We start from the raw sequence: 13,294 nt of genomic DNA on the forward strand, positions 1-13,294 counted from the left end.
TTAAAGCTTTATTTACGATAAATATTGTGACTTCCTTTCTGGATCTTTTTCAATGGTCAATTTTGGCAAAACTTAGTATATACCCTAGCTCCCGTATGCATATTTCTTCGGTACCAGAGGCTTAAAATTTATAATATATGAAAAACGAATATTCAATAAGGGGCATAATGCCAATTCTTCCGATGATGTTGATTTCAGGAATAATGATGATTATTATAGGCATTTATGTACTCATTAGTCCGTCAGAGGCATACTTTTCATTAAGCCTGATATTGGCCATGGGCTTAGGTTTATCCGGTTTTTTTCATTTATATCTGGCATTTACATTTCGCAGAAGGGTTTCCGGTTGGTTATGGCTGTTGAGCGGGGCAATCATAGATATTGCATTAGCAGCTTATCTGTTTTATTTCCCTATGCTGACCATTATCCTTTTACCTGTTTTGATTGGGATTTGGCTGTTATTGAACGGTTTTATGGAGGTCGGTAGGTCCTTGAATACTACAGCCTATTCAGGACGGCATTGGTTTGTTTTCCTATTGCCCGGCCTTATCATCCTCATTTTCTCTTTTTTAATCCTTGATAATCCACTTATGGGCATGATCAACATTGTCTCCTGGATGGCCCTTTTATTCATTACCTCAGGTCTGTTGAGAATTTTTTTTTCGTTTAGGTTATTCAACGCTGCAAATGCGCTTCGCTGATTTTTTAAAATCTGAAGCAGATTGCCGGTTTTATGGATCTTATATCTGGTGGGTTAAGCGTGGAACGGAGTGTACACAGGAGCGGTTTTGGGATATCAACAGATAGCTGAAGAGCGGCAGGGTAAAGCCGATCATGGCGTTTTTTAATCTGAATAAAATAGTGTTATAAAACCTTGCAAAAATAATTCACCGATAATGAACATAAATACTTTTGGGCTTAGCGGTTTGAGCGATATTCAGGTAAAGGCCTCCCGGGAAAAGTACGGCATAAATACCTTGGCTTATAAAAAGGAAAATGCCTTCCTGGATGCCTTGAAAAGAATTATAAAAGAGCCAATGGTTGTCTTGCTGTTGGCTGCTTCCCTGATTTATTTTCTCACTGGGAAACCTGGTGACGGAATTTTTCTTTCCCTTGCCGTATTGGTTGTGGCAACCATCTCACTCTATCAGGATTCGCGGAGCCGAAATGCCCTGGAAAAATTACAGGATTTTTCGCAGCCCAAATGCAGTGTGATCAGAAACGGGACGGTGATGGAGATCAGTTCAGCAGAGCTGGTCATCGGGGACTGCCTGATGGTTGAAGAAGGGAAATCAATAACGGCTGACGCAGTGATTGTTCATTCCAATGATTTCTCTGTCAACGAAAGCGTCCTCACCGGTGAGTCCCTGGCCGTTTATAAAGATAGTTCTTCAGAGGAAAATTTAATTTTTCACGGAACCACCGTTGCAAGCGGCCTGGCTATTGCCACGGTACAGGCTATAGGAAATAATACCCGCCTGGGCAGGATCGGGAATAGCCTGGAGTCGATAAAAGAAGAAAAAACACCACTTGAGCTGCAGATAAACAGTTTTGTTAAAAAAATGGTAATGGTTGGCGGGATTGTATTTCTCGCCGTGTGGTTAATAAACTATCTCCGCTTTCCGCATATTCTGGACAGCCTGATCAAGGCCCTGACACTGGCAATGAGCATTTTGCCCGAAGAAATCCCTGTGGCATTCACGACCTTCATGGCACTGGGCGCCTGGCGCATGATGAACATTGGGATCATCGTCAAGCAAATGAAAACCGTGGAGACCCTTGGCAGTGCCTCAGTGATCTGTACCGATAAAACCGGAACCCTGACCGAGAACAGGATGAGCCTGACAAAAATATATGCCCTCCAGACCAATCAAATCAATAATGTTGAAGGTGATCTTTTCGATTCGGCCACCCGGGAAATCTTAACCCTGGGCATGTGGGCCAGTGAACCCATACCCTTCGATCCAATGGAAGTCGCCCTGCATGATGCATACCTTAAAAATTCAGCAAAAGATGAGCGCGCTGAATTCCATATGATTCATGAGTATCCGCTGGGAGGGAAGCCGCCAATGATGACCCACCTGTTTGAAAACTCCTATGGGCAGCGGATTATCTCAGCCAAAGGGGCACCAGAGGCGCTTATGATGGTAAGTCATCTTAGCGGGATTCAAAAACAAAACATCAATGAAGCGATTTTTTCTTTAGCTAAAGAGGGGTACCGCGTTTTGGCGGTAGGACAGGCAAGCTTTGAAGGAGATAATTTTCCAAAAAACCAGCAGGAATATGAGTTTTCATTTAAAGGTCTCCTTGCCTTCTACGATCCACCAAAGAAAAATATCAGCGCTGTCCTGGATGCCTTTTACGCTGCGGGTATCGCTGTTAAGATTATCACAGGAGACAATGCACAAACCACAGGCGCCATCGCAAGGCAGATTGATTTCAAGGGTGCTGAAGATTGCATAGGCGGCGATGAGCTGATGCCGCTATCTTTAGCGCAGCTCGGTGAAAAAGTTAAATCTGTAAATATTTTCACCCGGATGTTTCCTGAGGCCAAGCTAAAGATCATCAATGCCATCAAAGCGAATAAAGAAATAGTAGCCATGACCGGGGACGGGGTGAATGACGGACCTGCATTGAAAGCAGCGCATATCGGCATCGCTATGGGTAAAAAAGGTACTGAAATTGCCAAGCAGGCAGCTTCATTGATATTGCTCGAAGACGATTTATCCAAGATGGTTGATGCGGTGGCCATGGGCAGGCGCATTTATGCCAATCTGAAAAAGGCTATACAGTATATTATATCCATTCATATTCCTATTGTACTAACCGTTTTTATACCATTGGCAATGGGCTGGATTTACCCCAATATTTTCTCACCTGTTCATATCATCTTTTTAGAGCTGATTATGGGCCCAACCTGTTCGATAATCTATGAGAATGAGCCGATCGAGAAAAATACAATGCTGCAAAAACCCAGGTCTCTGACTTCAACCTTTTTTAGCTGGAAAGAATTATCCATGAGTATCATTCAGGGATTGTTCATCACTGCAGGAACCCTTGTTGCATATCAGTATGCAGTAAATGATGGTGCGGATGAGCCTATCACCCGTACCATGGTGTTCAGCTGCCTGATATCCGCAAATATATCGCTCACGCTGGTCGACCGCTCTTTTTTCTACTCGCTTTTTACCACCATCAGGTATAAAAATAACCTTGTTCTAATCATGATAACCATTACCGTTGCTATTTCAGGTACGTTGATTTATATGCCGCCCTTGGCATCGTTTTTTGGATTTCAGTCCCTTAGTTTACTTAGACTCTTGATTAGCATTGCCTTGGGATTTGTTTCTGTTGCATGGTTTGAAATAGTTAAACTGAGAAATCGGATAGTGAAGACCAACAAGGGAATAAGTAAGTAATAAATAAACGTTTTGAGTTATAAATAAGATGAATAAAGGACTATCTCCCAAAAAACGCAAGACTAAAATCCGCCGTTTGCTTGAAATTTTAGGTCCGGGATTTGTAACTGGGGCCGCAGATGATGATCCTTCGGGAATTGCTACCTATTCTCAGACCGGAGCCCAGTTCGGTTATGGTCAGTTGTGGACCGCATTATATATGCTGCCTTTTATGATAGCCGTTCAGGAATCATGTGCCCGGATAGGATTGGTCACTGGAAAGGGGATATCTGCCGTTATAAAGGAACATTATAGCCGCACAATACTGCTTTTGGTAGTCGGACTCGTGGTGGTGGCCAATACCATAAACATTGGCGCGGATATTGGGGCAATGGCAGCGGCGATAAAGTTGCTGCTGCCATTGCCTTTTATTATTCTAACCTTGCTTTTTACGGCTACAATTCTTATTTTGGAGTTATTTGCCTCCTATAAGTTATATTCCAAGATATTGAAATGGCTAGCTCTTGCCCTCATTGCCTATCCGCTTACTTTGCTCATCATCAATCAGCCATGGGGAATTATTTTTAAGGCTACCATCATACCGCACTTTGAGTTTTCCTTCACTTTCCTGTTTATCATTACCGGCGTTTTGGGGACTACGATCTCGCCATACATGTTTTTTTGGGAAGCATCCCAGGAAGTCGAAGAGCAGAAACAACGGGACAGGGTCTTGAAGAGGAGCCGCCAGGTTAGTTGGGCCCAGATCAGGCGCATGCGTATTGACAATACTGTGGGCATGCTATTTTCAGAATTTACGACCTGGAGTATAATAATTGTAAGTGCAACCGTGCTTCATAGCAGCGATGTTAAAGATATTAAAACTGCTGCAGATGCAGCAAAAGCCATAGAGCCGCTTGTTCACAGTTTTCCCCATGCAGGTTTGTTAGCCAAGCTGATTTTCTCCTTTGGTATCATTGGTCTGGGCTTATTGGCAATACCGGTTCTCTCCGGGTCAGCTGCCTACGCCGCTTGTGAGGCATTTGACTGGAAATCGGGATTGAACCTAAAGCTGAAGAGGGCACCGGCTTTCTATGCTATAATCTGCGCAGCAACCATTATTGGTCTGGTGATGAATTTTATTGGTGTAGATCCGGTTAAGGCGCTGATCTATGCCGCAGTTTTGAACGGGGTTGCGGCAGTCCCGCTGCTGTTTCTGATTTTTAATATCGCCAGAAAAGATAAAATAATGAAAGAATATAAAAATGGCTGGTTTTCTAATATACTGTTACTAGTTACCTTTTTGGCCATGGCAGGAGCGTCGATTGCAATGTTTTATACTGTTTTAAAATGATATATTCCGAGATAAACTTGAACATGGCGATGATCTAAAAGAATAGATCGGGAAAGTTGGTAATCAGCATTCATGTTCCGGTTTTCAATTGACCTTCTAAGGATAATTTCTGCACATTTTATTAAATAATGATCAGAAGTATTTATAGAGATGATAACCATCATTGGCGCGGACCTCGGAAATATTGATCTTCGAAACACAATGTCTTCTGGGCATAATGTCTGGTGGTAATACCGATTAATTGCGAAAACGATGAAAACAATACTGGCTTTGACCGATTTTTCAGAATCTGCTGAAAATGCGTCACGTTATGCATTCGAACTTGCAAAAAGGGTTAAGGCTAACCTGATACTTTGCAATGCCATTACCGTCTCACTTTCACAGCCCATCCCAGGAGGAATGGTCTGGCCAATGGATTATGATTCTGTCATTGACCAGAGCAAAAGGGCGCTGAAGGACTGTGCCAATCTGATCGTTGATACCAGCGGTCTCCCCGATAAAGCGTTTCCCAAAGTTTCTGTAAAAGCAGAGGTGGGCGACCTCTCGGATCTAGTGCGTGAAGCAGTTCTGACCGCCAGGGTTAATCTGGCAGTGATGGGACTTTCCGGTGCCGGGGATATGCGGAGGTTTTTTCTGGGCAGCAGTACCAGGGACATGATAGATGCTGCGCAGCTACCCTTGATGCTCATACCGAAAAATGTAAAATTCAGCCCCCTTACCAAGATCGCGTTCGCAACCGATCTGAGCACAGCGGACTTCGAGGCCATTCAGTCCCTTGCGGGGCTGGCGGCAGCATTCAATGGAGAACTGCTTATCGTCCACGTTGTCGAGAATGGGGCGGGGCCCGAAAGAACAGGGAAGATCAATGACTTTATCACCCAGCTTAAGACGGACATCAACTACGATAAAATCTATTATAAAAATGTATACAATAAGGATGTCGAGGGAGGACTGGAATGGCTTAGTGAACACGGGCAAGTAGATTGCCTCGCCATGATACATCGTCCGCATGATTTTCTCGACGGGGTGCTAAAGGGTAGCCATAGCCAAAAAATGGCCAGGCTTACCGAACTCCCGCTGCTCGTATTTCCCCAGGGCCATAAGGCCGTTGTCTGTTAAAAATCTCTAGACTAAATATATTCAAAATGATTCCAAAACAATGAAAGCCGCCGTGACCCACAGCTTTGGATCACCCCTGCAGATTGAGCAGGTCAGCGTCAAAGAACCCGGAGAATATCAGGTATTGGTGAAAGTGCTTGCCTGTGGGGTTTGCCATACCGATCTCCATGCCTGTAGCGGCGACTGGCCCGTCAAGTCCAAGATGCCGCTTATTCCCCGGCATGAGGCCATCGGGATCGTAGCAGCTCTGGGCCATAGTGTAAAGAATATGAAAGAAGGCGATGTTGTGGGCGTACCATGGCTTTTTAGTGCCTGCGGATGCTGCGAATTCTGCATTACCGGATGGGAAACCCTTTGTGATGACCAGCAGAACGGCGGCTATAGCGTTGACGGAGGTTTTGCCAAATATGTGGTCGCAGATAGCCGCTATGTAGCCAGGTTTCCTTCCTATATTAATTTCTCTGAAATGGCTCCCATCATCTGTGCAGGGTAACGGTCTATAAGGGGCTTAAGGAAACCGATGCCAAGCCAGGGGAATGGGTTGCGATATCAGGCATCGGCGGGCTTGGACATCTTGCCGTTCAGTACGCCAAGGCAATGGGTTTTCAGGTCGCTGCAATCGATGTTGCGGATGATAAACTGGAACTGGCAAGAAAGCTTGGTGCTGATATCACTGTCAACGCCAGCGAAGAGGATCCCGGTGCAGTTCTGCAGAAGCAGACAGGAGGTATGCATGGCGTGCTTGTTACCGCGGTATCTCCTATCGCTTTTTCACAGGGCCTTTCCGCGCTTAGAAAAAAAGGAACCCTTTCGCTTAACGGGCTTCCGCCCGGTAGCTTTGATCTTCCCATCTTTGAAACGGTTCTGAAAAGACTCACCGTCAGGGGATCCATTGTCGGTACCCGGAAAGATATGCAGGAAGCCATTGATTTTGCCGTAGATGGAAAAGTTCATGCATGTATCCATACCGCAAAGTTGGAAGACATCAATCAGGTATTTGACAATATGAAAAAGGGAGATATCAGTGGGCGGATCGTACTGGAAATAGCAAAAGAATAGACTTGTATGGTCATGGGTGGAAAAAGAATATGAATTTAACAATAGCTGATATTAGTAAAGAAACAGAATAACTGTGTAGTAGTTCTGGCCACTAGGAGTAGAAAATATAGCTATTACCTGAACTGGCCTTTTTTTAGTAGTGAAATCGTATTTAGCTGAATTTTGTTTAATTTTTCTTGAAGTTCTAGGGCTCTGTTCTTTTCAATTAGCAAAGCCTTCAAGCGGTTAACTTCCGCGGCTAAGCGGTTTTTTCACGTAAGCAAACCTTGCATAAAAGAAGATCATTTTCGAGTCGGGCTTCATAAGTGGGCCTATCTTCCTTAAAACCAGAATTATTATAGTGATTTGGACATTTTAGTTTAGTAAGGTCCATCTTAAAAGGCATAATTAATTGTTAGCTAAAGATAAAAATTAAACCCTCCTAAATTTTATTCGATTAAGCGCAGACAGTAAATATCTTGAATTAGGGCACTTATTTTTATAATATAACTATCTTCATCATGAATTTATCAATCGTTGACTTATATGTGTATTCCGGCAAAAGTGGGGAAGAACCAGATTTAGTGAAATACGCAGGTATAGAGGATATAAGTGTTTTTTGGTTTAAATTTGTAAAAATCCTTTTCTGGACAATAAGAGTTTGTTCATTGATTTCAATAGTCGAGGTTTTGCTTTTTTTCTGATACCAACCAAACTCTACAGGAAACTTTACCGGATGGCATACTTACGGCCTGCTCTGGGAGAAAGGATCTTTGAAATTTTATGTAGATGATGTATTAAAATCAACCGTTACCAGAACAAGTGTGCCTGCTGTTCCCATGTATGTTATTTTAAGTAATGGGGTAGAATGTAATGACACTGACGGAACAGGATTTCCTAATGAATACGTAGTTGACTATTTCCGCTGGTATCAAAATTAATCATTAACATCAGATTGCGCTATCAAATCATTGTAACAGGGGTATTTAAATTTAAATGCCCCTGCTTTATACAGTCGGAGATGCGCATCAAAAACGGTTCTTAAGGAATTAATTTCGCTGCACGCAACTTTTCAAACAGTGCATAAAAAGATTCCTCTGTATCCTGAAACAAGGTAAACCCTAGTTTTCTACTTTTAGACATATCGGTCATGACTTCAATTGGTCTTCCCAGATCAAGGTCGGTGTGCCATGCCGATGACAAACGGCTTAGATTTTCTTCTTTTAGTCTATACTTTTGGGCGATTTGTTGCCAGATCTCAGCATCATTGGCCAATTCTGTTTCCAGAGTTTGAATCTTACCTTCAAAACCTAATGGTTCTATATCGAAATAGACTGCTATACATTTCCATAATCTGCTCCAGCGGAACACATCACCATTAACAATGTTAAAAGCTTCATTTTTGGCTACTTCAGTTGTTGAGGCCCAGATCAAATGCTCAGCTAGTATATTCGCATCGGTAACATCCGAAAGGCCATTCCACTGCGCTGCAGAACCTGGCCATTTAAACGAGCGGCCGGTTTCTTTACAGATAGTGGCATATACGGCTAAAGTGGTGCCAAGGTTCATGGCATTTCCTACTGCTTTGCCGATAACCGTGTGCGGCCTGTGGATACTCCATGTAAAACCGTCACGTGCTGCTGCGGCATATACTTCATCTTCCTGTGCATAATAAAAGTTCTCCATCTCTAAACGCGGATGTTCCTCTCTTAATGGAGTCTCGGGTAGAAAACCTTCTTTTGCGTAAGCTTCAAAAGGACCGAGATAATGTTTTAATCCGGTTACTAAGGCTACATGCTCGACTGATTTTTTTTCAGACAATACATTTAACAGATTGCGTATCATCAAACTATTCACCCTGATGTTTTCGGCTTCGGTGTCGTTGCGCATCCAGGTGGTAATATAAATGTGGGTAGGAGCGATGTCTTCTAATGCTGATTTTAAGCTATTGATGTCTAAAAGATCTGCCGCAACGGGCTTAAGTCCCGTTATTTCTTTATTTGGTGTGCGGGCCAAACCATAGGTTTCCCAGCCTTTGGCTATCAGGCTTTCAGCCAGATTACTACCTGCTATTCCGCTCGCACCTACCACTAATGCTATTTTGCTCATGATGTTCTAATTTTTTAACAAAACTAGTGCTGGCTGCTTGCTCTACTCTTGACCTGAGTCAAATAATACGCTTGATCTGGATCAAGTGTATTTGTAGCGTGATCCGTTGAAAAAATTATCTTTGTGCTTCGTAAAGGTTTATTCGCTATGATTGATGTACTTTTTAAACATATTCAGGAAAAAGTTCCCCTTAGCGATCGGGATAAAGAAGCTGTACAATCCTTTTTTTCTCCTAAGAAATTGAGGAAAAAACAATATCTGTTACAGGCAGGTGATGTTTGCAAACATTTGACTTTTGTAGCCAAGGGGCTGCTCCGTACTTATAATGTTGACAGCAAAGGTGATGAGCACATGAGTATTTTCGGTTGGGAGGGTTGGTGGATATCTGATTTTAATAGCTTTTTAACAGGGGAGCCCGCATTGTTCAACATTGATGCCATAGAAGATTCAGAACTGCTTTTGATTTCGCGGAGCGATTATGATGCTTTGACGCTTGCAGTACCCATTATGGACCGGTACTTCCGTATACTTTATCAAAATAGCTTGATTACGAAAGAGCGCAGATTGATGAGTTCCATCACCCACAGTGCGGAAGAAAAATATCTTTTACTAGTGGAATCTAATCCACAGATCATAGCCCGCATACCACAGAATCTTATTGCCTCTTATCTTGGCATCGCACCAGAAACGCTTAGTCGTATTAAGAAGAATTTAGCTTTCAGAAGGTAAATTTATAATCAATGCAGAACTAAAGGCTCTGCATTGATCAGTGAAATTAGAGCGGTTAATGATTATTAGTTTTTAGTGAAATACTCCCAGCCCGAAGCGGTAACGCGGGTACAGGTCATGGCTTGTGTGCCGTTTTCACTTGAAATGAATTTCCCGTTGTTTCCCCTGAAAGCAATTTTGCCATCTGCCGCAACAACCCAGTCGAATTTTTCCCAATCGCCTATGGTTGCTCGGTTACAGGTAATGGCCTGCGTACCATTTTCTGACGATACATATTTGCCCATGCTCCTTAGGGCCACCTTACCACCTCCGGCATCTATAACGGTAAACCGTTCAGTTGATGTGGCTGTGGTAGTGGTACAGGTCATGGCAGCGGTACCGTTCTGTGCACTCACATATTTGTTGTTGAAACCTTTTAGCGAAATCACTGTGCCGAATGGAATGTTTGAGCCTCCATTGTTTACACGTGCAATAATCGCATCGTTAATCGCGCTTAACAAAGAGTTGCCTCCTGTGGCATCAGCATTCAAGTCCCAGATCATGATTCCTCCAGTACGGTCGTAAGCTAAATTGGTTTTGCTTTTGATTGTGGGAATGCCATTGTAACCAATATTGCCAAAAGTATCTGAATTTGGACTCCCGCCTTGCGCAAGGATATCTTTATAATCGAGGTAAGAAGAAGACGAACGTCCATAGAAAGGAACGCCCAATAGTTTTCGCTGCTGAAAGTCCACGCCCTTGCCAATAATCGATCGAGTTTACTGCATAATTATAGGTAGAGTGGTTGGCACCACCACCATCATAAGCCATCAGGTTTAAAAAATCCACTGCGGCAAAAACGCCACTTTGAATGCTCCCACCATTTTCAGAAACTACAGCAGCTGTAAGTAGTTTTCCGTTGTTATGCAGTGCGGTACTCAATTGTTGCATCAAGAGCGTATAATTATTGGCCGAACTCCCATTATCTGGATATTCCCAGTCGATATCTACCCCGTCGAGGTTATACTGGTTTACGAAACTGATCATATTATTAGTGAAATTGGTTCTATAACCCGAATTGGCTGCAAGACTTTCGAATGCACTATCGTTGCCGTTGTTCCATCCACCAACAGCAATAAGCACTTTTATACCTGCGGCATGGCCCGAACTCACCAGGCTTTGCAATTTAGAAGGGTTTTCTACCGCTTGAAGTCCACCGGTTGAATTGGGCAGTACAAAGGCATAATTAACATGGGTAAGTTTACTGAACTGGATCTGATTTACAGCACCCGCCCAAGAGGGCATATAGCCTACCACTCTAAAGGAGGTGCCTGGGATAAGTGAGGCGACGGCCATTTCGTTTTTTTTGCCTTCGAAAAGATCGCTGCCTTGATCGGGATTGATCTCTGATTTTTTACAGGAATATAGCACTATAAGGGCGAACAGTGTTCCAAGCCATGTTTTTGTTGCATTTCTCATAAGTTTTTCAATTAATTGGTTAGTGATTTATATTTAGGTTATGATCTCATCATACGATGATAGGCACGTAATAGGCATATAGAGAAAAGCTATTTCTCCTATGTCATCATACAATGTATTGAAGTCAATAAATCCAATTCCAGTACCCTATCTCTACTAATGTAAACGTATTATATTTATTTTGTGTGTTTATTATTACGGTTTAGTAGTATATAATCGTTACCATGCAGTTCTAACGATTGAAATTTTATATTGGAACAGGATATATAAAGCTTTGATTCGCTTTTCCCTAAGTGAGAGATCATAAAATTGACTCCTTCAGATCAAGAAGGTATGCGCAGATATTTTTTCAGTTTAATGATTTAAACAATTCACCAGCACATTCTAATCCTGTTTTAATGTAATTATCATATTTCGTTCATAAGTTTTGTCACCTTATACAAGCCACTACAAATGTTTTATTTTTAGCCAGCGGATTAATTCTTAGTAGAAACCGTAAACATTAGTTAATGTAAAAAGCCTTTCAGGATTGAAAGGCTTTTGCAATTTTTAATAATATGAAATTTACTTTTTTCTAAGGGTTTTGAGACAAATTAGGATTTTTATCTCTTTCGGTTTGTGGAATAAAATAAATTATCCTCGCATCTGTTGGGTTGATGGTTTGATTAACCGAGCCATTGATCGTGGATTGTGTACCTGGATAATCTCTTACCACCGGGCGGTTATTCCTAAACAGATCGTAAGCCCTATGGCCTTCAAAGGCCAGTTCAAGCCATCTTTCTTCCAGTACAATATCTAAAATGCTGTGGGCTGGTGTAACATCTGCCAAGGTATATGTTGGAATCCCGGCGCGGGTCCTGATCACATTAACATCATCCAATGCCAGCTGGGTATTGTTCAGCTTTGCATTTCCCTCAGCCCGGTTTAAATATTGTTCTGCCAATCGAAGGTAAACCGGAGAAGTTAAATTAATAACGCCCTCTTGCAGGTTATTTTTATTAACGTAATAGATTGGGGTAGCAGGCGTTAATTTGGGGTTTAACTGTTGAACGCCATTAATGATATAAGGAGAGATAAAACTCTTGCGCTTATCCTGAGGGTATTTATTAAGGAAGGTGTAGTATTTTACCGAAGCATAAATCTCTCCCCAGCCACTCTCTCCCTGGCCTAAGGCATTACCATTGGCATCACCACTATAATATAACGAACCAATGGCCGAATAATCATAGTTTTCTGTTTTGGTATGTTTAATGGCAAAAATATTTTCAGTGTTTTTTTCAGGATCGCCTCTAAAATAGGTTTGGAATGCTTCATTCTGTAGCAATTGATATTTGCCTGAGCTAATTACCATATTGGCATATTCGATGGCTTTGGCGTTATTGTCCATGTAGAGATAAACCCTTGAAAGAAGTGCATAGGCAGCTAATTTTGAAGCAAAGCTATTGCCTTTTTTGTCATCGGTTAGGAATTGCGAAGCTTTTAAAAGATCGGCAATAACGAAATCGTAAACCTGGGCTACGGTACTTCTTTTAATTGTTGCGGCATCGGCTTCACTGATTGTTTCGTTCAAAATTGGTATGCCAGGGTTCGAGATTGGGTTTTGTTGATACGGTCTTCCGAACATCCGTACCAAATTAAAATGTAACATTGCCCTAAGGAATAGGTTTTCCCCTTTAATCTGTAATAATTCTGCCGAGCCATTATCTGGTATAACTTTAATAATCTTATTTGCAGCCGAGACAATATAGTAGGCTTGCTGGAAATAAGCAGTCGCATTCGCTGAATTTACCAGATGTGTATATTTATACAAATTGGTCACATCACTTGATGAGCCCTGACCCTGGGCAACTTCATCAGAAGGGAGTTCGGCCAGCCAGTGATAGTTGTTTTCGTAATTTAACGATTTTAAAGTGGCGTAGTTGCCTAATGTAGCTGTTCGCATACCTTCAATGGTAGTCAAAAGATTGGCATCCTCTACTTTATCTGAAGGAAAATATGTTTTTCGACAAGCAGGTGCGGTAAAAAGAACACTGGCTGCAATGGCGAATTTTATAATGTGATTTTGATATATTTTCATGATAATCTTATTAAT

At 42.1% G+C, this 13,294-nt stretch carries 11 protein-coding genes and 1 pseudogene; 8 read left to right on the top strand and 4 right to left on the bottom strand.

Features of this window, described 5'->3' with window-relative positions:
• Positions 1-137 precede the first annotated feature (137 nt).
• The 7 genes and pseudogenes from AC04Q1_RS13630 to AC04Q1_RS13660 form a co-directional block, all read left to right on the top strand.
• Entirely contained in the window at positions 138-701 is a 564-nt protein-coding gene (locus AC04Q1_RS13630) for an HdeD family acid-resistance protein (RefSeq protein ID WP_478365142.1), read from the top strand.
• Between the two features lie 195 nt (positions 702-896).
• Complete coding sequence (locus tag AC04Q1_RS13635) at positions 897-3,419, top strand: cation-translocating P-type ATPase (RefSeq protein WP_478365143.1); 2,523 nt, start codon at positions 897-899, stop codon at positions 3,417-3,419.
• A gap of 28 nt (positions 3,420-3,447) precedes the next feature.
• A complete protein-coding gene (locus AC04Q1_RS13640) occupies positions 3,448-4,749 on the top strand; it encodes an Nramp family divalent metal transporter (protein ID WP_478365144.1) in 1,302 nt (433 codons plus the stop codon).
• Positions 4,750-5,001: 252 nt separating this feature from the next.
• Positions 5,002-5,868 carry a universal stress protein gene (locus AC04Q1_RS13645; protein ID WP_478365145.1) on the top strand — a complete coding sequence of 289 codons (867 nt, stop codon included), beginning with the start codon at positions 5,002-5,004 and terminating at the stop codon, positions 5,866-5,868.
• 127 nt (positions 5,869-5,995) lie between these two features.
• Positions 5,996-6,361, top strand: coding sequence for an alcohol dehydrogenase catalytic domain-containing protein (locus tag AC04Q1_RS13650; protein WP_478365167.1), 366 nt, complete (start codon positions 5,996-5,998; stop codon positions 6,359-6,361).
• Positions 6,362-6,465: 104 nt separating this feature from the next.
• A complete protein-coding gene (locus tag AC04Q1_RS13655; RefSeq protein ID WP_478365146.1) occupies positions 6,466-6,927 on the top strand; it encodes a zinc-binding dehydrogenase in 462 nt (153 codons plus the stop codon).
• A gap of 716 nt (positions 6,928-7,643) precedes the next feature.
• Positions 7,644-7,847, top strand: a pseudogene (locus tag AC04Q1_RS13660) (family 16 glycosylhydrolase); the annotation flags it as partial.
• Between the two features lie 100 nt (positions 7,848-7,947).
• On the opposite strand, the gene AC04Q1_RS13665 reads toward AC04Q1_RS13660, so the two are convergent.
• The gene (locus tag AC04Q1_RS13665; protein ID WP_478365147.1) at positions 7,948-9,015 is read right to left on the bottom strand and encodes an SDR family oxidoreductase; all 1,068 of its coding nucleotides are present in this window, start codon (positions 9,013-9,015) and stop codon (positions 7,948-7,950) included.
• 147 nt (positions 9,016-9,162) lie between these two features.
• Here AC04Q1_RS13665 and AC04Q1_RS13670 point away from each other — a divergent pair, with 147 nt between their 5' ends.
• Positions 9,163-9,744: a Crp/Fnr family transcriptional regulator gene (locus AC04Q1_RS13670; protein WP_478365148.1), complete on the top strand. Its 582-nt coding sequence runs from the start codon at positions 9,163-9,165 to the stop codon at positions 9,742-9,744.
• 65 nt (positions 9,745-9,809) lie between these two features.
• On the opposite strand, the gene AC04Q1_RS13675 is transcribed toward AC04Q1_RS13670, so the two are convergent.
• From AC04Q1_RS13675 to AC04Q1_RS13685, 3 genes are all read right to left on the bottom strand, one after another.
• Positions 9,810-10,478, bottom strand: coding sequence for a hypothetical protein (locus tag AC04Q1_RS13675; RefSeq protein ID WP_478365149.1), 669 nt, complete (start codon positions 10,476-10,478; stop codon positions 9,810-9,812).
• The gene (locus tag AC04Q1_RS13680; protein ID WP_478365150.1) at positions 10,405-11,202 is read right to left on the bottom strand and encodes a glycosyl hydrolase family 18 protein; all 798 of its coding nucleotides are present in this window, start codon (positions 11,200-11,202) and stop codon (positions 10,405-10,407) included. Before AC04Q1_RS13680 ends, AC04Q1_RS13675 begins: the two co-directional genes overlap by 74 nt.
• Positions 11,203-11,776: 574 nt before the next feature.
• Positions 11,777-13,279, bottom strand: a complete 1,503-nt coding sequence (locus AC04Q1_RS13685) for a RagB/SusD family nutrient uptake outer membrane protein (protein WP_478365151.1) — start codon at positions 13,277-13,279, stop codon at positions 11,777-11,779.
• Positions 13,280-13,294: the final 15 nt, after the last annotated feature.

Source organism: Pedobacter humicola (assembly GCF_056490705.1).

Coding starts and splice junctions, on each gene's coding strand:
- AC04Q1_RS13630 (WP_478365142.1), top strand. CDS start 138: ATGAAAAACGAATATTCAATAAGGGGCATAATGCCAATTCTTCCGATG.
- AC04Q1_RS13635 (WP_478365143.1), top strand. CDS start 897: ATGAACATAAATACTTTTGGGCTTAGCGGTTTGAGCGATATTCAGGTA.
- AC04Q1_RS13640 (WP_478365144.1), top strand. CDS start 3,448: ATGAATAAAGGACTATCTCCCAAAAAACGCAAGACTAAAATCCGCCGT.
- AC04Q1_RS13645 (WP_478365145.1), top strand. CDS start 5,002: ATGAAAACAATACTGGCTTTGACCGATTTTTCAGAATCTGCTGAAAAT.
- AC04Q1_RS13655 (WP_478365146.1), top strand. CDS start 6,466: ATGGGTTTTCAGGTCGCTGCAATCGATGTTGCGGATGATAAACTGGAA.
- AC04Q1_RS13665 (WP_478365147.1), bottom strand. CDS start 9,015: ATGAGCAAAATAGCATTAGTGGTAGGTGCGAGCGGAATAGCAGGTAGT.
- AC04Q1_RS13670 (WP_478365148.1), top strand. CDS start 9,163: ATGATTGATGTACTTTTTAAACATATTCAGGAAAAAGTTCCCCTTAGC.
- AC04Q1_RS13680 (WP_478365150.1), bottom strand. CDS start 11,202: ATGAGAAATGCAACAAAAACATGGCTTGGAACACTGTTCGCCCTTATA.
- AC04Q1_RS13685 (WP_478365151.1), bottom strand. CDS start 13,279: ATGAAAATATATCAAAATCACATTATAAAATTCGCCATTGCAGCCAGT.